Origin of the sequence: Neopusillimonas maritima (assembly GCF_003576595.1) — a bacterium.
In the GTDB taxonomy this organism is placed as follows: domain Bacteria; phylum Pseudomonadota; class Gammaproteobacteria; order Burkholderiales; family Burkholderiaceae_B; genus Neopusillimonas; species Neopusillimonas maritima.
Window position 1 is genome coordinate 238,731 of record NZ_NQOU01000002.1, and the last position, 19,980, is coordinate 258,710.

20 protein-coding genes are annotated in these 19,980 nt (G+C 52.5%); 7 read left to right on the forward strand and 13 right to left on the reverse strand.

All coding sequences use genetic code 11. The features are described from left to right. Positions 1 to 30: 30 nt before the first annotated feature. The 5 genes from CJO09_RS06100 to CJO09_RS06120 form a co-directional block, all read right to left on the reverse strand. The gene (locus CJO09_RS06100) at positions 31 to 1,350 is read right to left on the reverse strand and encodes an MFS transporter (RefSeq protein ID WP_119441578.1); all 1,320 of its coding nucleotides are present in this window, start codon (positions 1,348 to 1,350) and stop codon (positions 31 to 33) included. Between the two features lie 250 nt (positions 1,351 to 1,600). Next, on the reverse strand, positions 1,601 to 2,425 hold the full coding sequence (locus CJO09_RS06105) for an SDR family oxidoreductase (RefSeq protein WP_119441579.1): 825 nt from the start codon (positions 2,423 to 2,425) through the stop codon (positions 1,601 to 1,603). A gap of 32 nt (positions 2,426 to 2,457) precedes the next feature. Next, positions 2,458 to 2,991 carry an aromatic-ring-hydroxylating dioxygenase subunit beta gene (locus CJO09_RS06110; RefSeq protein ID WP_119441580.1) on the reverse strand — a complete coding sequence of 178 codons (534 nt, stop codon included), beginning with the start codon at positions 2,989 to 2,991 and terminating at the stop codon, positions 2,458 to 2,460. A gap of 1 nt (position 2,992) precedes the next feature. Beyond that, entirely contained in the window at positions 2,993 to 4,318 is a 1,326-nt protein-coding gene (locus CJO09_RS06115; RefSeq protein WP_119441581.1) for an aromatic ring-hydroxylating dioxygenase subunit alpha, read from the reverse strand. A 103-nt stretch (positions 4,319 to 4,421) separates the two neighbouring features. Beyond that, positions 4,422 to 5,018 (reverse strand): cysteine hydrolase family protein, encoded by a 597-nt coding sequence (locus CJO09_RS06120; RefSeq protein WP_119441582.1) that lies wholly within the window; start codon positions 5,016 to 5,018, stop codon positions 4,422 to 4,424. A gap of 195 nt (positions 5,019 to 5,213) precedes the next feature. On the opposite strand from CJO09_RS06120, the gene CJO09_RS06125 reads away from it, so the two are divergent. Next, positions 5,214 to 6,221, forward strand: coding sequence for an AraC family transcriptional regulator (locus tag CJO09_RS06125; RefSeq protein ID WP_218961035.1), 1,008 nt, complete (start codon positions 5,214 to 5,216; stop codon positions 6,219 to 6,221). 53 nt (positions 6,222 to 6,274) lie between these two features. Here CJO09_RS06125 and CJO09_RS06130 read toward each other — a convergent pair whose 3' ends face one another. Further along, a complete protein-coding gene (locus CJO09_RS06130; protein WP_119441584.1) occupies positions 6,275 to 8,629 on the reverse strand; it encodes a mechanosensitive ion channel domain-containing protein in 2,355 nt (784 codons plus the stop codon). A 158-nt stretch (positions 8,630 to 8,787) separates the two neighbouring features. On the opposite strand from CJO09_RS06130, the gene CJO09_RS06135 reads away from it, so the two are divergent. Further along, positions 8,788 to 9,084, forward strand: coding sequence for an acylphosphatase (locus CJO09_RS06135; protein WP_114419362.1), 297 nt, complete (start codon positions 8,788 to 8,790; stop codon positions 9,082 to 9,084). On the opposite strand, the gene CJO09_RS06140 is transcribed toward CJO09_RS06135, so the two are convergent. Next, the gene (locus CJO09_RS06140) at positions 9,081 to 10,172 is read right to left on the reverse strand and encodes a linear amide C-N hydrolase (RefSeq protein WP_119441585.1); all 1,092 of its coding nucleotides are present in this window, start codon (positions 10,170 to 10,172) and stop codon (positions 9,081 to 9,083) included. The two genes, CJO09_RS06135 and CJO09_RS06140, sit on opposite strands and share 4 nt — an antisense overlap. A gap of 314 nt (positions 10,173 to 10,486) precedes the next feature. On the opposite strand from CJO09_RS06140, the gene CJO09_RS06145 reads away from it, so the two are divergent. The 3 genes from CJO09_RS06145 to CJO09_RS06155 are packed head-to-tail and all read left to right on the forward strand — an operon-like array spanning position 10,487 to position 13,341. Then, positions 10,487 to 11,497: a TRAP transporter substrate-binding protein gene (locus tag CJO09_RS06145; RefSeq protein ID WP_119441586.1), complete on the forward strand. Its 1,011-nt coding sequence runs from the start codon at positions 10,487 to 10,489 to the stop codon at positions 11,495 to 11,497. Next, a complete protein-coding gene (locus tag CJO09_RS06150) occupies positions 11,497 to 12,012 on the forward strand; it encodes a TRAP transporter small permease subunit (protein ID WP_158582717.1) in 516 nt (171 codons plus the stop codon). Before CJO09_RS06145 ends, CJO09_RS06150 begins: the two co-directional genes overlap by 1 nt. Positions 12,013 to 12,039: 27 nt before the next feature. Continuing rightward, positions 12,040 to 13,341: a TRAP transporter large permease gene (locus CJO09_RS06155; RefSeq protein ID WP_119441587.1), complete on the forward strand. Its 1,302-nt coding sequence runs from the start codon at positions 12,040 to 12,042 to the stop codon at positions 13,339 to 13,341. 63 nt (positions 13,342 to 13,404) lie between these two features. On the opposite strand, the gene CJO09_RS06160 is transcribed toward CJO09_RS06155, so the two are convergent. Together CJO09_RS06160 and CJO09_RS06165 are read right to left on the reverse strand one after the other, a co-directional pair. Then, the gene (locus CJO09_RS06160) at positions 13,405 to 14,157 is read right to left on the reverse strand and encodes an IclR family transcriptional regulator (RefSeq protein WP_119441588.1); all 753 of its coding nucleotides are present in this window, start codon (positions 14,155 to 14,157) and stop codon (positions 13,405 to 13,407) included. A gap of 25 nt (positions 14,158 to 14,182) precedes the next feature. Beyond that, positions 14,183 to 15,112, reverse strand: a complete 930-nt coding sequence (locus CJO09_RS06165; RefSeq protein ID WP_119441589.1) for a LysR family transcriptional regulator — start codon at positions 15,110 to 15,112, stop codon at positions 14,183 to 14,185. Positions 15,113 to 15,209: 97 nt separating this feature from the next. Between CJO09_RS06165 and CJO09_RS06170 the strand changes: the two genes are divergently transcribed. Next, positions 15,210 to 16,268: a YeiH family protein gene (locus CJO09_RS06170; RefSeq protein WP_119441590.1), complete on the forward strand. Its 1,059-nt coding sequence runs from the start codon at positions 15,210 to 15,212 to the stop codon at positions 16,266 to 16,268. A gap of 4 nt (positions 16,269 to 16,272) precedes the next feature. Here the strand turns inward: CJO09_RS06170 and CJO09_RS06175 are convergent, their stop codons facing one another. The 4 genes from CJO09_RS06175 to CJO09_RS06190 form a co-directional block, all read right to left on the reverse strand. Beyond that, complete coding sequence (locus tag CJO09_RS06175) at positions 16,273 to 16,818, reverse strand: VOC family protein (RefSeq protein WP_119441591.1); 546 nt, start codon at positions 16,816 to 16,818, stop codon at positions 16,273 to 16,275. A 42-nt stretch (positions 16,819 to 16,860) separates the two neighbouring features. Continuing rightward, the gene (locus tag CJO09_RS06180; protein WP_158582718.1) at positions 16,861 to 17,319 is read right to left on the reverse strand and encodes a nuclear transport factor 2 family protein; all 459 of its coding nucleotides are present in this window, start codon (positions 17,317 to 17,319) and stop codon (positions 16,861 to 16,863) included. Beyond that, positions 17,309 to 18,541 (reverse strand): aromatic ring-hydroxylating oxygenase subunit alpha, encoded by a 1,233-nt coding sequence (locus CJO09_RS06185; protein ID WP_119441593.1) that lies wholly within the window; start codon positions 18,539 to 18,541, stop codon positions 17,309 to 17,311. Before CJO09_RS06185 ends, CJO09_RS06180 begins: the two co-directional genes overlap by 11 nt. A gap of 153 nt (positions 18,542 to 18,694) precedes the next feature. Beyond that, positions 18,695 to 19,444, reverse strand: coding sequence for a sulfite exporter TauE/SafE family protein (locus tag CJO09_RS06190; RefSeq protein ID WP_119441594.1), 750 nt, complete (start codon positions 19,442 to 19,444; stop codon positions 18,695 to 18,697). 78 nt (positions 19,445 to 19,522) lie between these two features. Between CJO09_RS06190 and CJO09_RS06195 the strand changes: the two genes are divergently transcribed. Next, positions 19,523 to 19,888 carry a 5-carboxymethyl-2-hydroxymuconate Delta-isomerase gene (locus tag CJO09_RS06195; RefSeq protein ID WP_119441595.1) on the forward strand — a complete coding sequence of 122 codons (366 nt, stop codon included), beginning with the start codon at positions 19,523 to 19,525 and terminating at the stop codon, positions 19,886 to 19,888. Positions 19,889 to 19,980 lie beyond the last annotated feature (92 nt).

Consider the following 19,980-nt stretch of genomic DNA (forward strand, 5'->3'; position numbering starts at 1 on the left):
CTTTATTCAAGTACATTTGCAGCAAGTGGCTTAAACATCAGCGAGGGCACGAGTCGACAAAGACGTCTCATGCGTCTGCCTCTTGTGCTGAACACCAAAGCGAACGGCCAACGCACAGACGGCCGATGCCATGACAACGAAACCAAGCAACACCAAAGTCTGCTGCGCTTCTCCCACGCCCTTCATCAGAAAAGCGGCACCCACCGCGCCTACATTACCGCCCGCCCCCACAATGCCCGCCACGCCGCCCAATGCTTTCGAATCAACAAACGGCACCAACGCGTAAGTTGCCCCACACGCCATATGCGTAAACAAACCAAACACCACCATTGCCGCCAGCGCCATGGCCACAACATCTGAATAGGCGAACCACAACAGGCCCAATCCTTCACCTAGAATCAAAGAAAACAGCAAAATGGCCCGCCATTCCAGACCTTTGCGTAAGGCAACCCGATCCGACAACCAGCCACCCAAAGCACGTGCAAACAACGCCAACAGGCCGAATACACCGGCAGCCATGCCTGCCTGACCCAGTGTTAATTGAAAACGGTCGACGTAATACAAAGCAGCCATGTTATGCATAAACACTTCAACGCCAAAGCAAGCGCCATAGGTTATGAACAGCATCCAAACCCGGTAGTTCGAGCAAGCCGCCCGAAAACTGGACCACCCGCCCCGTTTACCGGCCTCAACCAGATCACCCCGGGAACGCAACTCGGCATAATTACCCTTGGGGCAATCTTGCGTATAGCGCCAGTACATCACCGCCATCACCAGCATAGCGACACCAGGCACCAACAACGCCAGACGCCAGGCCTGAGAGTCATCAAAGCCAAGCAACAACGCGCCCGCCAGCAAAAGGGGAACCAACGTTTGCGCAGCGCCGGCACCTGCATTGCCCCATCCCGCCGTGGTGGCATTAGCCGTACCAACCACATTAGAGGCAAACATCACCGAGGTGTGATATTGCGTAATTACAAAACTGGCACCAACTGCGCCAATACCCAAACGGCAAATCAGAAAGGTCAGATAATCATGTGTAAATGAAACCGCGATCACCGGTATAGCCCCAAAAGCCAGCAAGCCCGAATACACGCGACGCGGCCCATAACGATCACATAAGGGGCCCACAATGAGACGAACCATAATGGTTGCCATGACTGCTGCAATATTGATATTGGCTATCTGTGCAGGCGTTAAGCTAAATTCTTTTGCTATGAGCGGCATCAGGGGCGCGCTGGCAAACCAGGCAAAAAAACAAACAAAGAACGCCATCCAGGTCAAATGGAAAACGCGCATTTGCGCAGAACCAAGACTAAACAAGGTGATGCGAGTCGCTTTAGTAGGCATAGTCAATCCATCAAACGAAAAAAGCCCTATTCATCTGGTGATATCACCAGATGTCTAGGGCGTCATTGTCCTGAGGACGGTCGTTAAACCGTAAACACAAAGCGCGTCGTCATTGACGGCTCTCAGAACAGTTCAAGCAAGATGTATGCCAACTTCTTAACTAACAGAATATATAGGGAAAAACGCAGACCGCGCCCAAAACGAGTGACGTGCCTTCAATTGGAAAGCACTGGTGCGGTGCAACAGCGCACTATGCAAGTGCGTCCGGCCCCAAGCGCACAAACCATTCGCGCGGTGAAACACCCTGGTCGGGTCCCAGCATGGAAAACCCGCCGTCAACGGGAATATCCACGCCTGTCATCCACGAAGCCTTGTCGGTGGCCAGGAACGAAATCACATTACCCACCTCCTCACCACGACCCACTCGACCTAAAGGATGAAAACGCGCTCCCACGGCATCGGCCACCTCTATATTGCCGGCACTCATGGATTGCGTTGCGGGCGACCAGGTCCAGGCCGGAGAAACTGACAAAACACGAATTCCCTTGGGCGCCAGATCAACTGCAAAGTTACGGGTAATTTGCAACATGGCCGCCTTGGATGCCGGGTAAATCGCACGACCCGCCGCACCGAACTTGCCGCCGGTGCTGCCCAAATTAACGACAACACTGCCTTTACCCATATGAGGCACCGCCTTCTGGGTAAAAATGGCGGCTGAAATCAAATTCACATTCAGCGTTTGAAACCACTGGTCGCGCGACGAACCCAAACCCTGGTCAACATAGCTGCAAGCGTTATTCACCAGAATATCGAGCCGCCCGAATTTTTCGGCAACAAAATCAATGCAACGGTCAATTGCTTCGTCGGACGTAACATCAGCCTCGATGAAGCAAGCACTATCACCGATACTTTGCGCCACGGCTTGCCCTGCATCGGCACCCAGGCCCACCAACACAACCTGCGCGCCGTCGCTGGCCAGCACCTTTGCAATATCACTGCCAATACCTTGAGACGCGCCGGTCACAATGGCTACTTTTCCGGCTAATGCTAATTGGGAAGCTTGCTCTTGCGCCAATGCGCTCTCCTTTAGGCCACCAAAGCCAAACTTTAGATATGCATGTCCAGCATACCGAACACACCTTCACAGTTTGTGAGGTTGACCCGTTTCAAATGGATGGCCCACCCGCCCGAATCTGTGGCGGCCAATTTATGATAAACCGTTGCGCCTAATTGACGCGCCTCCAAACGATATTCGGTGAGCTGCAAGCTGGAGCGCACAATAATATGGCCGGCGGCGTCGGTGCCGTCGATCATGACATTACCCACCAGGCGGCTGCCGTACGTTGGGGGGTGCTGCGACCAATTACGCTCGTGGTTCACACGACGCACCCGAACCTCGCGCAACATCGCGTCTTCCCAAAACAAGGAAACATGATCAAACGGGCTTTCCTGGCCTTGTTTGCGCGGTACCCAATAGCGCCCTTCAGGCGTCCAGAGCTTCAGCCATTCGTCTAGCTTGCGATCGTCAAGCAAGCGGGCCTCGTGATAGAGATACTGCTGAATACTGTGATAAGTTTCCAGCGACGGCGAAATAGTGGCAACGGGCTCAACGGAAAAATCGAAAGTACGATCAAGCAGCATTTTATTTCTCCTGTGACTGGGCGTTACCGCCCGACAACATGTACTGTTTCCATGCCGCAAACTGGTTACGCATCGGCAGTTCGCTGGTTCCGTTGGTCGACACCGTTCCTTCCGGCGTTTCTTTATCGGTACCGGCATAGCGATGCTGACTCACCCAGTCGCCGCCGCGGGTCATATTGCCGTCCTGGCAACGTCGGTACACTTCAATATCATCGGGCATGACGTTCGACGACGGGGAATTAATAATGTTGGTATAGGTCAAGGCGCGATCAAAAACCTCATCCGGCGCACCTTTCAAACGGAACGTTTGTATTTCAATAAGCGTTCGATTGGCACTAATGGGGCGAATCACGCGAAACTGCTGGAACACCGTATGCGGTGAACCGCTGCCGTAAATAACCGTATTGTGGCGATTCATGCCCAGAATCTCGCGGGCCTTTTCCTCGCCGTGTACCTTGGCCAGCGATTCAAAGTGTGCGCGCGAAACCGGGTCGCGCGTTGCCGCAGCCGGGTCAAAAATGGCCTCCATGTAACCATGGCCATTCTTGTATGCGCGCAACTCGAGCTTTTCCCAAAACTCATAAGGCTCGCCGTTGCCGTCCATAATCAACAGTTCGAAAGGCTTCTCGCCCAAATGCTCAGCCTCATCGCGCGCCGCCATAAAAGACGACTCGTGCGTAATCGGTGCATGCATCGTGTCGTGCAAATTCTCGTAAAACACTTTCCAGTTCGACTCCTGCATTACCTGGAATACACCGCCCACCACTTCAACCTCGCCTTCGGGCGAACGGTCGCACAAGTTTTGAATAGATGACGCAGCGCCGTCGAGGAACGTAAGCAAATCGGGGCCTTCCGGTGACTGGCTGGCAAACACAAAGCCACAGAAGGAGTCGACACGTGCCAGAGGGCGCATGGAAAAATCCGGATGGGATTTGTCGAACGAAGTGCCTTCCATCCCCCTGCGCAAGGGCACTGCCAGCAATTCCCCGCTTAATTTGTAAGCCCACGCATGATAAGGGCAGCGCAGAAATTTACCCGCATTGCCACTACCCTGAGACACCAGTTGGGCGCCTTTATGTACACAGCGGTTGTACAGCACATTGATTTTGCCGTCGCTGTCGCGCGTCATGATGACGTCCTGGTCACCGATACGGCTTGTAATATAGTCACCCGGATTCTTGACCTGGCTTTCATGACCCACATAGATCCACGCCTGGCCATAGATACGGTCCATTTCCAGCTTGAAAATTTCTGGGTCGGTATAAACCCGCTTATGCACGCTGTCTGGGCGAACCAGCCCCGCAATTTCTTCGTTGCTAATGCTCATGTTGTCCTCCGAACCGTTCAAGAGTCATTCCTCAGAATCAATTTATTACGACCCGAAACCGCACAATAGCCATAACTGGCAGGCATTGTCCGCTTATGGCTCACTATAGGGCTTTTTCACGCGCAAGACTCTGCACGTCCGTCACCTGGGCAACCAGTGCCAAACTACGCAGCGCCGCGTCGTGCAACTCGGGCGACCCCGATGCACATGCCTGGGCGACAATGGTTACCTCGTAACCCCGATCAGCAGCGTCCCGAACGGTATGTTCAACAACAGAATGCGTCGCAACGCCGCCAATAACGAGATGGCGCACATCCAGCATGCGCAACAGATGATCAAGCTGCGTTCCGGCAAATGCGCTAAGACGCTGATGCGTAACAATAAATTCTTGTTCATTGTCGAGCGGTTGCAATTGCGCCAGGAACTCAGTACCCCACTCATCCTCCTTAACCGCACCCAACTCAACCGTTTTGCGAAAAATGGGCGTATTGCGCGGGCAGTCGGCGTAATCAGGGCGAAACGCGATGCGCACATGCATCACCGGCCATTGCCGTTCCCTTGCCAAGGCAAGCATTTCGGCGGCCCCGGCAATAACGCGTTCACGTACGGTTTCATCATCCACGCCAACACGAATTTTGCCATCGGGGTGCAAAACTTCGTTCTGATAATGCAGGGCGATCACCGCCGCTCTCTCACTCATGGTTTCCCCCAGTTGGTTTTAGCACTACCGAAAAGGATAGCGCCATTTCTACCTGCCCGGTGCCGGACGCCCTTTAGACCACGGGAAGTCCCTGATTCCACTCACGATTCCTTTACGTCTAAAGTACCGAATGTGGCAGAGTGGCGCCACCTTTACCCTGCCGTCTCAAACCACCGGGCCAATACCGTGCAACACTTGGAACATCTCAATCTCTCCAAGCTTAACGACCACCTTGTTTTTCACTCCGACTCCCCATCTGAGGTGCGGGCGAAGCTGGGCGGCATATTAAGCGAACACGACCTGACTCTGGGCAAGGGCCGGGTAGATACCACGCTGTTCCAACGCAAATTGAACGACATCAGCGTCATGAAACTCACCTACGGTGCAGAGGTGAATATAGAGGCCAGCCCGTTCAAAGGATTTTCGCTCGTACAAACCCCTTTAAGCGGCTCATTCGAGGTGGAAATCGGCGGCTGCAGAAAAACCTTCGGCCAGGGGGACGTGGCCGTTTTGTCCCCACAGCATCATTTCGGTATTCACTGGCAGGAGGGCAGCGAACAGCTTATTCTTAAAGTCCCCCACCACCTTCTGTGCCGGCATTTCAACGGAGCCCCATCAGGCACCACCCAGGCAGTCGCCGGCTTTACATCGCCTGCTTTCAAGCTCGATGGCAGCCTGAATCTGATCTGGCACTCACTGGTTCAACAAGCCATCGACCTTCCCAATGGCGCCGGTAAGCTGAATAATTTATGGCTCGCGCACTTCGAACAAACCATTGCGCTGTTCCTGTTAACCCACCAAACCGCCGACGCCGGAAAGCCCGAGGTCTCCCACTACACTCCGGCCTCAAGCAGCCCCTTTAAGGGCAACTCAGCCCCACTTGAGCGCATGGAAACCTATATTCAGCAACGCTTGTGTGCACCCATTTCGCTGGTCGACCTGTCGCTGGCAGCGGGCCTAAGCCCCCGATCGCTCAATGCTTTGTGCCACAAATATTATGGTGTATCGCCCATGGTGCTGCTGCGCAATATGCGGCTTGATGCCGTACGTGAAAAGTTGCAAAGCTGCCCAGGCGCCAATGTTACTCGCGTTGCACTGGATCATGGCTTCGGGCATTTGGGGCGCTTCTCGGCATATTATCGGGAACGGTTTGGGGAACTGCCCCGTGACACGACGAGCAATCAGTTTTTGCCTTGTATGTGACAATGGGGTGATCAGCGACCAGAGCCGGAATTAGCTGCAATATCTGGCCCAAACTATGCTTGCCCAAGACTACGCGGATCAATATCGCCCGGTTGCGGTTTACCGAAGTGCAATACTGTTTGCGGATAGGGAAGATCAATACCGGCCTCAGCGAAACGCTTACGCACCAGCCTGTTGAAGCCACGTTGCACCGCCCATTGCATACCTGGAATGGTCTTGATCAACACACGGATGTTGTAACCACGTTCGTGCAAAGAGGTCACGCCGGGAATGTCGATCTTGTCGAGCACCATGCCGGCTAGCTCGGGGTCTTGCATAAGCTCGTCAAACGCCTCGTGCAACAAGCCAATCGCTTCATCCACGTCGGCACCATAGGCAATAATGTATTCGCCATAATGGTAGCCAAAATCACGCATATGGTTAGACACTTTGTCGATGGCCGAGAAAGGAATCAAGTGGTAGCCGCCATCCAACGTACGAATACCCACCGTACGCACGGTAATTTTCTCGACCGTACCGAAAATACCCGCCACTTCAACCACATCATTGTGGTTCATGCCATTCTCAAGCTGGATGAACACCCCGGTAATAATGTCTTGCACGAGCTTTTGCGCACCAAAACCGACTGCCAAACCAATCACCCCGGCACCGGCAATTAGTGGACCAATATCCACACCAATTTGCGACAACACAATGAGCACCGTCATGGTCACGATCACAGCCAGGGCCGCGCTTCGGAACAATAGGAGCAACGTCTTTTGTCGTTCAGTCGTCCCGTTAGACGGATCATCATTCAGCTTACTTTCAATAATGCTGGCAACAACCGTCCAGATCCCCATGGCAAACAGCAAAATCACTGCCACATGCACGATGCCCGCGATGGCAGCCCTCCCTTGCGCGGAATACAACCATTCAGAAAGGCTAAAGGCGCGCCAGGCGTCGAGAATCAACAAAATGGCAATCACCAGAATCACGCCTCGCAATAGGCGAATCGCGCCGGGCACATAAGAATTCAGACGCGACTCAAGCAAGGGAAGCCGACTTCGAATGTCATCTGAAAGCTTGATTTTGCGGGCCAACAATGATGAAAGCATTGCAGCAATCAAAGTGGCGACCCCCGCCACCACCAAAGTGCGCAATGTCGCCTCGGTAATGAAAGGCAATGCATTTTGTTGGTCGGCCTGCGTGGCAACCAGCAAGGCGGTAAAGTACGCCAACCCAACCCAGTGCCATAATCGACCCGCAATGCGATACAGCGTTGCAAAAAACGCATTAGAAGCCGTCTCGGCGCACCCTTCGATCCGCGCGCGCACATCGTACCGGTTGCGCCAAATAACACGCACGGCATAAACGTAAACACCAAGCATAATAAACAGGCCAACAATTCGGCCCATGGACGGCGTTAACATTTGCTGCACAACCGGCACCGCCACCAGCATGCCGTAACCGGTAAGGCCAATAATGCGTTGCAGCCATCCGCTCCAGTATTTGGCCTGGGTATCGCTCATGCGCCACAGACGCAAATGGGGATGCCTTTCGGCAAACACCACGCGGCATAGCGACCGTGCAATTTCAATGGCCACGAAGGCGCTGACAAAGAGCAAGCCCAATAAGGAAGGTATTTGCCATTTCTCTTGGATGAACAAAGAGAGTCCATAACCTGCCAAAGCTGCCAACAAGATCGTCACGGCGTCGATAGCCAGCGCACCTGCAGCGGCACCAATACGTGGTATGAGCTGAGCTGAGCGTTTATTTGGCTTGGACGCCTGGTTACGCTTAACCCATGCGTCCAGCCGGCGGAAAAAAAACAACGCGGCCAAGCGAAACACAGCAAAGGCCACCAAGGTACTCACGATCACCAGCACCAAACTCAACCAACGCGATTTCCATTGCGCAGCACTCATCTCATGAATGCCTTCGCCGGCAAATAACCCACGAAGCATGGCGGCCGTTTGGGAAAAGTCATTGGCCATATCGGCGGCAAATGTCTGCAGAGAACCGGCAGCGCCTTCCATCGATTGTGCTTCAGCCTCAGTTGACGCGCCGGAAGAATCAGAATCGGCTTGGGCCGCCCCGTCGTCTTGATTCTTTGCGTTTTCTTGATCAGCCCCGGGCTTATTCCCCGGTTGCTCGTCTGCCAATTGCCGAAGCTGTGTTATCAAGGCATTGCGTGACTTTTCATCTGCAAGCAAATCGGCCAACACAGCGTACGAAAGCGTGGTATCGACCGATGACGCAGGCTCGCCGTCAGACGACACCGACTTTTCGGCGGAAGTGGACACACTGGAAGGATTTGAAGGTTGGGCCGCTGCAATAGGCGCCAACGCAAAAAGACCTAGAAAAAAAACACAAACCAATAAAGCCTGCACCTGGACGACGAAAACGCCCTCACCGTTGCGACAATTCACTACCCATCCCCTTGTTTGGTTCGAACACCCGCAACGGTCAAGCCGCTGCGGTTATCGCTTTACAGGGTAACATCGTCGCTTATACGGTAAAACCCACGCCAGATGTGCTACACGAGGCGAAGCGTGAAATGCAGCACAGGCTATATATAATGGCGGCCATGCAAAAACTTCATTCCTTCGACAACGTTGAAACAGTTAGCGTAACGGTAACCGGCCGCGTACAAGGTGTGGGCTTCAGGGCTGCCACCGTGCGTCAAGCGCACCTCTTGAAGCTAACCGGCTGGGTTCGCAATAATCACGACGGTTCAGTTGAAGCGTTGCTGCAAGGGCCACACGACGTCATCGACCAAATGTTGTCGTGGTTGTTAATGGGCCCGCCCCCGGCGCGTGTCGATCAAATCGACACAAATGAAGTTGTTACTGAGCGACGTTTCGACCGGTTCGAGCAAATTTAGGCGAACACCACCGTCGCATCGGGCACGGGGGACATCAATTTAGCCATCGGCACCGACATAAATTCCGTGTTGTCTTCCAGGTTTTTTAGATCCAGACGCACATAACTCATTCCGCCACTATCACGCAAAAACAGTTGGTGCCGCGTAAGATCGGTAATGCTGGTCCAACTGGTAAATTCCGTTGGTACAGCTTCAACCGCCTGCCCTTCGAAGTGCATATGGCCACTTCCCACCTCGGGTGGGTCAATGGTAATGCCGCGAGGTCGGTCGAAATTGTTCATGATATGGGCCACCATTTGCACGGCCTTATCGGGATCAGACTGTTTTTCAGCGTAGTGAGCATAAAACGCGGCACGAATCAAACGATCAACAGACGTGTCTGAAGCCGGCAGCCCTGCTTTTGCAATCCCGGCACCCGGCGCAACGGCCTGGTAGTCCATAAACTGCGATTTCGAACGATCAACGTTTGAAAGAAAAGTGTAATTATTCAGGTTCGTAAGGTGCCACGAAAAAGGCGGCGCATTCGTCATGACACCCACCGGGTTATCGTACAAGGTACGAACCCCGTGATCAAACTCAATGACCAGACTGGCGCCGGTCGTATCGTGCACAACGTAATGAAACGGCATTTCAAGACCACCCAGAATCGGTACGCGCTCAAGCACCACCGGTAAACTTGCCAATGCGCTTTTAACATCGGCCACGGTGGTGTACTGACCCAACACATAAGCGCCCAGATCCGCCGCCGATAGCGCGGGTTGATCGCCGTCGAGTGCGGCTTGGGGCCCACCTGCCTGAGCATAGGCTTGCACACTAAAAGTGAGGCCGGCATCGTTTACGCCTTCCACCACTTTGAGTATTGAAGCATCTATTGCCGACCCCGCTTGCGGTACGACCTCCGGCATGGTTACTGCGATAAACGCATGGTTGGTCGTCCAGGTTAGCGCCGGTTGCGTATCAACCTTGGATGTCATTGTTATTTGCCGCGGCATGAAAGACACCTGATACGGTAAATTCATACTCAGTTCAAGCGTTCGACCCAAGTATGGGCGATCACTGGCGTCGCGATAAATAAGCGATGTACACATAAATTCCTGTTCCTGACGAGTACGCCCAACCGGCAAATAACGTAAAAAAACACATACAACGCCGCCACTTTAACCTGCATCACACCGAACGGGAAAATGGGAGGCCTGCAAATGAATCCTCCAATTCACAACGTCGCGACCTTTCTATGCACACTTCTGCTTCATAAGTAAAAACACCGATTGTTAACTATTTGGACAAAGGTTTAACTTTAAAGTAATTGAAAGCGGCGTTTGCCAATGCAAGACGCCGTTTCGCTTTCGAAGCATGTGTCATTCAGTCGTGCTTAACGTAGTCACTTTTTCGAGGTTTCCCCATGTCCACTTTCTCAATATCTCGACTTTTACGCGGTCTGGTTCTTGGTGTCGCTGCCACCGTATCACTCCCTGCCTTGTCAGAGGAAATAACGCTTAAATACGCTTTCTTTGCGCCGGCAGGCACTTTCCCCGGCAAACAGATGACGCATTGGGCCGAAGAGGTTAACAAACGCACCAACGGCAAAGTCAAAGTTGAAACATTCCCAGGTGGCAGCCTATTGGGAGCGCGTGAAATGTGGGACGGCGTGACCATGGGGGTAACCGATATCGGCTTGTCCGCGCCTTCCTATGATCCGGGCCGCTTTCCGCTCACCTCCGGCATGGCGCTTCCCCTAGGCTTTGAAAACGCCACAGAGGCCAGCCGTGTTCTATGGGAAGTCACTAACGAGTTTCAACCCAAAGAGTTCGAAAACTTTAAAGTACTTGCGATGTTTACGTCGGAACCAGGGCATATTCAATCGAAGGAGCCAGTGCGCAACCTCGAAGACCTTGCCAACATGCGATTACGTGCAACGGGTAGCGGTGTGCCGGTTATCGAGGCCCTGGGTGGCTCTGCTGTCGGCATGAGCATGCCCGACGTTCCCCAGGCCGTTCAAACGGGTGTCATCGACGGCACAATGACCTCAAGGGAAGTCCTTCGTGATTTCCGTTTGGCGGAAAACTTGAAGTACGTCACCGAGTACCCCATGGTTGTGTCCACTTTCGCGGCCGTCATGGATAAGAAAAAATGGGACGCCCTGCCCGACGATGTTAAGAAAGTGCTCAATGAACTGGGCGACGAAATGCACGCATGGACAGGTCGCTATCACGATGAAGAGAACGTGAACGGTGCGTTGGAGTGGGCCCAGAAAGAGCAAGGCTTAACAATCCTGACACTCTCCGATGAAGAAACCGCACGATGGGACGCAAAAATGGCTCCGATCGTTGATGAATGGATCGTTGCCACGGAAGCAAAAGGCCTTCCAGGCAAGAAGTACATAGAACGTATAAAAGAGCTTCAGAAGCAATAATGAAACTCGTCGATCCTCATCAGTCTCTCCTAGGGCAGCTTAACCAGATTATCAACAAAGGGTTCGCTGCCCTTGCTGCAACGGCAATGCTGGGCTTAATGTTTCTAACCGTCGTCGATGTCGTCCTTCGCAAAATGGGCATGCAAATAGCTGGCTCGTTCGAATTTATCGGCTGGTTATCCGCTATGGCAATGGGCCTTTCCCTGGGGTATGTACAACTCCACAAAGGGCACGTTGCCATCACGGCAATCAGCGAACGGTTTCGAGGAAGAACGGCCGCAACGGCTGAGTTCATTAGCTCAATCCTTTCACTCCTCCTTGTTGTATTGCTAACGTACTACACCTTCAGGCTGGGGATCATTCAGAAAGCCTCCGGCTCGCTTTCCGAAACGTTACGCCTCTTGATTTACCCATGGGTTCTCGTCCTGTCTGCGGGTATGGGAGCGCTTGGCCTTGCGTTGCTGGCAGATTGTGTTCGTTCATTCACAACGATTATTCAACCCCAAAAAACTTAAAACTCTCGTCAAGGGATCGGTAACTGAATGGAAACGATTCACATGGCCTTGCTAGGTCTCGTAGGTATGTTTGTGCTGATGGCGATTGGCATGCCAATCGCCTTCGCGATGTTATTGGCCGGTGCCGCAGGCATCGCCTCGATATTGTCTTTTTCCGCCGCTACACATCTGGTTTCAACAACCGTATGGGACCAATTTTCTTCCTATAGCTTAAGTGTGATTCCACTGTTTGTTTTAATGGGTCAACTTGCTTTTCGTTCCGGGATCACCGAACGACTTTATGCCGCCGCCTATAGTTGGCTGGGTCGTGCACCCGGTGGGCTCGCCTCTTCTACCATCGTCGCGTCTGCCGGCTTCTCGACCATATGCGGGTCCAATGCGGCGGCCAGCGCCACGATGGGCATGATCGCGCTGCCGGAAATGAAACGCTATGGCTATTCGCGCGCACTCAGCGCCGGCGCAGTCGCGGTTGGGGGCACACTAGGGGCTGTCATACCGCCCAGTGTGGTCATGATTGTCATCGGCATTCAAACAGAACAATCTATCCTGGCGCTATTCCTTGCCGGCATTGTTCCGGGCATTTTGCTCACGCTACTCTTTATCGCTACGATCGCCTTCATCTGCTGGCGCCACCCTTCGGCAGCCCCGAAAGGCCCGGCCACCACGTTAAAAGAAAAACTCATCGCCGGGCTGAGTGTGCTGGAGACTCTAGCCCTATTCAGCTTTGTAATCGGGGGGCTCTACGCAGGGCTTTTCACCCCAACCGAGGCAGGCGCAACAGGTGCCTTCGGTGCGCTCGTCATTGGTTTAGTTCGGCGGGGCCTGACGATCCCTCGTATTATTGAAGCAGTATTGGAGTCGTTGCGTATCTCTGCAATGGTGATTATGCTCATCACGGCGGCCGTTGTATTTGGGCGGTTTTTAACGCTCACACGCCTACCGTCTGAGCTCGCAGCCTGGGTCACAAGCTTGCCGGTATCGCCCGATATCATCCTGGTGGCGATTTTGCTTATCTACCTTATTGGCGGGGCGTTTGTTGATGCACTGGGTTTTCTGGTGGTCACACTACCCATATTTTTCCCGCTTTCGGCTGCATTGGGCTTTGATCCGATTTGGTTCAGCATGATGCTGGTCATTGTGACCACTATCGGGTCTGTTAGCCCACCCGTTGGAGTAAACGTGTTTGTGGTCAGTGCGCTTGCGCCAGACATAAAAATAGGCGCCATCTTTAAAAACGTTTTCTACTTTTTCTTTAGCTTTGTTCTTTGCATTGCCTTGATATGGCTTTATCCGGACACGGTTCTGTATCTTCCAAGAATGCTGCAATAACAGGCATTTTTACAAGCGCGTTTAAGGCTGTTTAACGGAAGATCATCACGCATTCTCACGGTGCTAAAGATGTCCTGAAATCTGGTGGGCTGTTTCCAAAACAGCCTTCACCATCTCATCTATTTTTTCCGGAGAAACACGTGGGGTGGGGCCGCCTACCGCAATGGCGGCGGTCATTTTCCCGGAAAAATCCCGGATAGGCGCGGCCACCACACGCAAGTGGGCCAGCAACTCTTCATCATCCATACTCCATCCTCGACTGCGTATCAGTTCGATGTCTTTTTGAAGCGTACGGATGTCTGTCATGGTTTTGTCAGTGCGCTTTTCCAGCGGGGCGCGCGCAGCGAATTCGTGAAGGTTAGTCTCGTCGAATGCTAAAAAAAGCTTGCCTGCCGCCGTACAATGCAGCGGTGCAAGGGTTCCTACCTCCGATGCCACCCGCATGGGCTGTGGCGTCTCGAAAACCGAAAGATACAGAACATTGTCGCCACTACGCACTGACAATTGAACTGTTTCCTGTGTGTCCTGAGCGAGCCGGCTAAGAAAGGGCTGCGCCCTTGAGGCAACTGACATACCACGCAGTTTCTGGCCGGCAAGATTGACCGTTCTCAGTCCCAACCGATATTTTTTTGTCTCTTCGTTTTGCTCGATCAGGCCGTGCTTTTCAAGCGCCTTTAACGCCCTGAAAACAGTCGCCTTGTCGGACCCGAGTATGTCGGCAACCTCCGAAATCCCGACATCGCGGGGTTGGTCGGCAACACAAAAAAGAATTTCAAGCGCTTTATCAATGGCTGACTGGCGGCCCATTTTCGTCATATAACCCAATTTCCGTTGAAAATAACTAAGACGCGCTTTGCTTCTCGGGAAGCGCGCTAATGATCTGGCACGCAAAATCTTCGGCCACGGGCGAAAGCGTACTGTTCACCCTGGTCAATAGTTTCAGCTTACGTTGAAACTCCGGCAGAAAAGCAGGCGCCATCACCTTTACTCGACCCAGTTCGGCAAGCTCTTTGGTGACCACATTGGGCAACATTGATATTCCCAGCCCATGGGATACGGCCCTCGCAATCCCCTCGCTGCTACCGAATTCAATTATTTTGGACGGCACAATATCATTCGTTCGCAATAGACTTTCCGTCACGGTACGCGTTCCAGAGCCCCGCTCCCTAACCAGCCATACAGCACTATTCAATTGTGTCATCGCATCATGTTGATTGGACGAAAGTTGAAAGCTCACCGGCGCAATTAAGTTGAGCTTCTCGGTTAACACGTCTTTAGCCAGAATGAGCGGATCTTCCGTTGTCCCTTCAATAATCGCCAAGTCTATACGATATTCCTTCAGATCATGACATATTGACTCGGTGTTCCCGACAACAACGCGTAGCGCAACTTCCTCGTGTCCTTCCCTGTAGCGCGCCAATAAAGGGGGCAGCCAATAGCTTGCAACGGTAGTGCTGGCGCCAATGGTCAACCTGCCTTGAGAAGCAGACAGGTGCTCCTCCAGGTCGTTGATCGCCAACTGCTCAAGCGCGAATATTTCATCGGCGCGAGCGTAAAGCGCGCGTCCACTGTCCGTAAGCCGAAGCCTTCCCGTTTTTGATTGTCCACCCGTAGTTCTTTCTAGCAAATCCAGCCCCAACTGGCTTTCCAGTTCACGCACGGCTTTGGAAACGGCCGGCTGACTTACGAAAAGAACTTTAGCGGCCTTGGAAAAGCTATTTTCACGAACGACAGTAAAAAAGATGCGCGTTAGATGCAAATTTAACTTCATAACTAAAACTTATCGCCCCATGAGATATAACCAATAGAAATATCTCTTTCAAAATTATAGACTTTGCAGATATTAAAACTCTGTTAAAGCCACGTCAGTGAACGCATCAGCCGCCTGTAAAAAACTAGAAGAATTTTTCACCCCCGGTTTTGCCGGACTCATAAGCGGGTTACTGTTCGTCACGCTCCTTGCCCTTCTGGGCCTCTATATCGCCGAAAACACATGGGTACAAAATATGGGGCTTGGCCCCTTGACGATCGCCATGGTCATTGGACTATTGGCAGGGAACTCCCTGTTCCCGCCTTACGCTCATCGATTCATCCAAGGCGTTGTTTTTTCGAAATCAACTTTGTTGAGACTCGGCATCATTCTTTACGGTTTTCGCGTGAGCGTGCAGCAGGTGTACGATTTGGGACTTTCGGGAATCGCAATTGGCCTCTCTATCGTCGTACTCACGTTAACAATCGCCCTGTTTTTGGGTAAGAAACTCTTCAAACTCGATAATGAAACATGCCTGCTTATTGGTGCAGGCAGTGCGATTTGCGGCGCGGCTGCCATCCTGGCAACGGAGTCCATCACCAAGGCAAAAGCTGAAAAAGTCTCTGTCGCTGTGGCGACCGTCGTCATCTTCGGTACCATTTCCATGTTTGTCTATCCACAACTATTTCCTTACCTGGAAATGAGCCCCAACGAATACGGCATTTATGTTGGATCAACCGTGCACGAGGTGGCTCAAGTTGTAGCGGCGGCTAATGCGATAGGCGATCAATCCACTGAAACAGCCGTGGTCGAAAAGATGTTTCGGGTCATGTTGCTTGTTCCTTTTTTATTCCTGTTGCTTATATTGGGAAAGAAAACTGAAGCAAACAAACAGAGAACCGGCGTTCAGAACGTTACCGTACCCTGGTTTGCGGTTCTGTTTGTTTTGGTGATTGCCATCAATTCAACGTGGCCCATTTCCGTTGAGCTCACCGCCACCGTCATCAAGATCGACGATTTCATACTGGCGATGGCCATGACGGCACTGGGCCTGAGCACGAACCTGAAATCCTTGCGCCACGTTGGGCTCAAACCTTTCGGGCTCGCCGGCTTGTTGTTTCTTTTCCTATCCCTCGGTGGTTACCTAATTAACCTGAGCCTTACAAAACTGCTGTGATTCGTTAACGGTAAATTGACACAGGACTATTGGCCTCGAAAGCCTGGCGCTCGTACTGCACCAACTCCAGCTGATTACCCCAAGGGTCAAGAAAATACCTGACTTGCAATCCGGCGCATGGACCGTCGTCCATTTGGATAGGGCCGCTCATGACACGCACATCGTGCTTGACGAGGTATTCAACAGCCGCCTCCAAATTTGCCACTTTGAATGCAATATGATGGCCGCCAAGATCACAATTCTGAGGCGGCGTCGTGTTACGCGTGGTGGGACGATCATACTGAAACAGCTCCAACATAATCGTTGGACCGATCTGCAACATCGCAATCATCAGGCGGGCGTCTGCCACGTTCACGTGCGCCTCGCACCAGTCTTTTCCATCGGGCATGAGCGGCATTTCACGCGCGTCGAACGGCCCCAAACGGTATAGCTCAACACCCCCAATCACATCGGTATAGAAGGCAACCGCCGCATCAAGATCGGGAACGGTCAATGCGACGTGGTCTACATGAAGCAGGCCCGGAATACCGGGTTTGTCAGATGTATTCATTACTTCTCCTAACGTTAATAAACCCCTGTGAGGGGCAGCGCATCATAATGGGAGAGCCGATGGGGGTGCGAGATTGCGCGTAGCCAATTGCATGACACGTTTCTTCAAACGCCAACCTGAAGACCTGAGTGTCCAGCAGTCATGATAATGACCGACCGCATACACCGAGGTCAGACCCTCTGAACATGTCCGGAACACTGAAACGGTCGCAATCGTATGTGTTTCCCATTCCGAGAAACGAAACGAGGGTGGGCTAATTTGATGAGTGCGCAACCCGTTATTCCACAAATGGCGCGGCGCCATATCCAGCAAGTTCTGAAGCTCGGTTTTGTCCAGATCAATCCAGGTTGCCATGCCATCTATTTCGGGCACTTTGGAAACAAGCTGGTATTCCCCGTCGTCGGTAAAAAGTGACAAGTAAGAGGCGAAATCACCCTGGTCCAAATAACGTCCGGAGGCCAACAAGCTTTCGGTTATTGCAGCGCGTTGCTCATTGTTCATGTGCGACTCCGTTTTTGAATGGTGCATGAATATCAAAAGACGAAACGCCTGTAAGTTCCTGCCATTTGGCATAGAAACTGCGAACGGGCGAGTCGTCTGTCGCCTGGTCGTTGTCTTCACGAGCAACCAGGGAGTACGGATACTCGTGCGCCGTCATGTTCGCCCATTGCGTCTCAATGGCCCAAATGTCCTCGGGAAGGTTGCGCCCCATTGGTCCCCAAACCTGGTTGTGCTGCTTGACCCGGGCACGGCGCTGGGTTTCTGTATCTGATTTAGGCCCCAAACCACGACACTCCAGAATCGTCAGCCCCGGCTCGACCGGAATCAGCGAGTCGATTCGTACAACAGTCGACCGCACGTTGATCATGACGTCTGGGAAAAGGTCGGTAACGACGTGCATATTCGGTGTCATGCCGTTCAGTGTGTCGGTACCCCGATCGCCCAATTTCAGCTTGTTGTACGCAATATTGGCAGGCTGAAAGGTGTGGTGCCCATTAGGATGAAGCAACCACTTGCGTTGCAAGTAAGACGGCTGTGACAAAGCGGTCGTTCGGTTAAGCAAGTGCAGCAGTTCGTGATAGCCCTCGCAATTCGTTTCAACGAAAAGCTTCCAGTTCGCTTTAACCACCACTCGATGGTAATGAAAAACCTCAAGGTCGCTCAGCGGCGCCTCGATTTGCTCCATCGCCGAACCCAGAAAGTCTTTCAGTGTTTGACTTGGGCTACTGGATAGATTGACAAAAACCAGGCCGTGAAGGGACTCAAGATTCACCGCTTTTAAATGCACATTATCTGCATTAATTTCCTCATTTGAGTACCCCTGAGGCAGCGGTATGGTGGTGCACTGACCCGCCGTGGTGAACGTCCAGTGATGATAAAAACACGTAGTGCGATCACCTTTAATGGTGCCTTGTACATCGCGCAATAATTTTGCACCCCGGTGTGGGCAGATATTCAAGAACGCACGCAGGATATTGTCGGCGCCCCGAATAATGGCAACCGCCGTATCGGCAACGTTGATGACACGGTAGCCTCCGGGTTCCGGAACTTCGCTTTCATGGCACGCAAACTTCCACTGCGCTTTGAAAATCTTTTCCTTTTCATCGTTGAAAAGGGCCTCGTCTGTGTACATACGGTTGTCGAGGTAATGCGTACGCGGCAACCCTGGAACACGTTCCCAATCCCAGCCGAGCTTGGAGGCAGGCGAACTTAAAGTGCCCATGAAATTTCCTTAATGGCTAAACAAGAGGCATGGATTACAGACCATCACCTTTAAAGGCGTTTCACATGTAGAAACGCTGTTTCACCGTTAATGTATGCCTTCGGCCCAGACTCAACAATAAGTGAAAGTACTGATATCGACGGCGCGTTGTACTTAGACCCCGTAACGCATAAAGAAAAACGCGGTCATTAACAACCCAATCGCAATAATGCCCCATCGCAAATATTGCACCGGCACATGACGCGAAGCGCGCGCACCCACATAGCCACCCAGCGTTCCCGCCACCATCATCCAAATTGCTTGCGGCCAATAAATAAGACCACCCGCTATGTAAATGATGACCGCAATAGCGGTTAACAACGCCGAAACCACGTTCTTCAGGCAATTCGCCACGTGCAGGCTACCCACCCCCAACACACCGAAGACGGCCAGCAACAAGATACCCAGCCCACCATTGAAATAACCACCATAAACCGCCACAGCCAAAATCACCGGTGCAGTGATGATCGGCCCCACCGGCCCCGCCCTTCTTTTGGAAACCAGACGCGGCGCCAAAATAAACAATAGTGTGGCCGCAAGCAGCAACCAGGGAATCAAAACATCGAAGACGGCGGAAGGTGTCCATAAAAGCAGTAATGCCCCGATAACCCCGCCCACAACCGACGTCATCGTAAGCAACTTAATGGACACATGCTTTAAATTCTTAACTTCGTGCCGCAACGCCCAGGCACCCGCAATATAACCAGGCAGCAAAGCCAGCGTGCCCGTTGCATTAGCCGCAACCGGCGGCACGCCCACCAACACCAGAGCCGGCAAGGTTAAGAAACTGCCGCCCCCCGCCACCGAATTCAACGCCCCGGCAAAAAAGGCGGCCACAAACAATAAACCCCATTCCCAAATCATATTGCTTCAACCTGTTTCGGCATATCGTGCTCTCTAACGTTAAACTTTCGTTTCAACCAACTGCCCTTCCTAACCCAAATGCCCCATATCGTTATTGAATACACCCCAAACTTAACAGACCTGCCCTTTAACGCCATGCTGGACGCCGTTACACGACGTTTGGCTGAAAGCACCGAAGTTCAAGACGAAGCCGATTTAAAAGCACGTGTGGTGCGCGCCGACCACTTTCGCGTTGGGCTGGAAGACAGCGGGCGCGGATTCATTCACGTCACGATTCGAATTATGGCCGGCCGTAACGCGCAAGCCAAGCAAGACTTCAGTCAACGTGTTACCGACGGCATGCTGGAACACATGCCCAAGTTTGGGGATGGCATGACCGTGCACCTAAGTGTTGAGGTGGTGGATATTGAGCGAGAGAGTTATCGGAAGGTTAAGTTGACGTAACAATCAGCACTCGTCCACCTGAACCCCAAAGTGGTTTAGCTGCAATCGAACTGAATTCGGTATTGACACGAAAAACCAATAACGAATATAAA

What these genes read in the sequence shown, in the direction of transcription:
- CJO09_RS06180 (WP_158582718.1), bottom strand. Translation starts at nt 17,319, where the DNA reads ATGAACAATGAGCAACGCGCTGCAATAACCGAAAGCTTGTTGGCCTCC.
- CJO09_RS06115 (WP_119441581.1), bottom strand. Translation starts at nt 4,318, where the DNA reads ATGAGCATTAGCAACGAAGAAATTGCGGGGCTGGTTCGCCCAGACAGC.
- CJO09_RS06175 (WP_119441591.1), bottom strand. Translation starts at nt 16,818, where the DNA reads ATGAATACATCTGACAAACCCGGTATTCCGGGCCTGCTTCATGTAGAC.
- CJO09_RS06145 (WP_119441586.1), top strand. Translation starts at nt 10,487, where the DNA reads ATGTCCACTTTCTCAATATCTCGACTTTTACGCGGTCTGGTTCTTGGT.
- CJO09_RS06160 (WP_119441588.1), bottom strand. Translation starts at nt 14,157, where the DNA reads ATGACGAAAATGGGCCGCCAGTCAGCCATTGATAAAGCGCTTGAAATT.
- CJO09_RS06120 (WP_119441582.1), bottom strand. Translation starts at nt 5,018, where the DNA reads ATGAGTGAGAGAGCGGCGGTGATCGCCCTGCATTATCAGAACGAAGTT.
- CJO09_RS06155 (WP_119441587.1), top strand. Translation starts at nt 12,040, where the DNA reads ATGGAAACGATTCACATGGCCTTGCTAGGTCTCGTAGGTATGTTTGTG.
- CJO09_RS06195 (WP_119441595.1), top strand. Translation starts at nt 19,523, where the DNA reads ATGCCCCATATCGTTATTGAATACACCCCAAACTTAACAGACCTGCCC.
- CJO09_RS06165 (WP_119441589.1), bottom strand. Translation starts at nt 15,112, where the DNA reads ATGAAGTTAAATTTGCATCTAACGCGCATCTTTTTTACTGTCGTTCGT.
- CJO09_RS06100 (WP_119441578.1), bottom strand. Translation starts at nt 1,350, where the DNA reads ATGCCTACTAAAGCGACTCGCATCACCTTGTTTAGTCTTGGTTCTGCG.
- CJO09_RS06135 (WP_114419362.1), top strand. Translation starts at nt 8,788, where the DNA reads ATGCAAAAACTTCATTCCTTCGACAACGTTGAAACAGTTAGCGTAACG.
- CJO09_RS06110 (WP_119441580.1), bottom strand. Translation starts at nt 2,991, where the DNA reads ATGCTGCTTGATCGTACTTTCGATTTTTCCGTTGAGCCCGTTGCCACT.
- CJO09_RS06185 (WP_119441593.1), bottom strand. Translation starts at nt 18,541, where the DNA reads ATGGGCACTTTAAGTTCGCCTGCCTCCAAGCTCGGCTGGGATTGGGAA.
- CJO09_RS06150 (WP_158582717.1), top strand. Translation starts at nt 11,497, where the DNA reads ATGAAACTCGTCGATCCTCATCAGTCTCTCCTAGGGCAGCTTAACCAG.
- CJO09_RS06140 (WP_119441585.1), bottom strand. Translation starts at nt 10,172, where the DNA reads ATGTGTACATCGCTTATTTATCGCGACGCCAGTGATCGCCCATACTTG.
- CJO09_RS06190 (WP_119441594.1), bottom strand. Translation starts at nt 19,444, where the DNA reads ATGATTTGGGAATGGGGTTTATTGTTTGTGGCCGCCTTTTTTGCCGGG.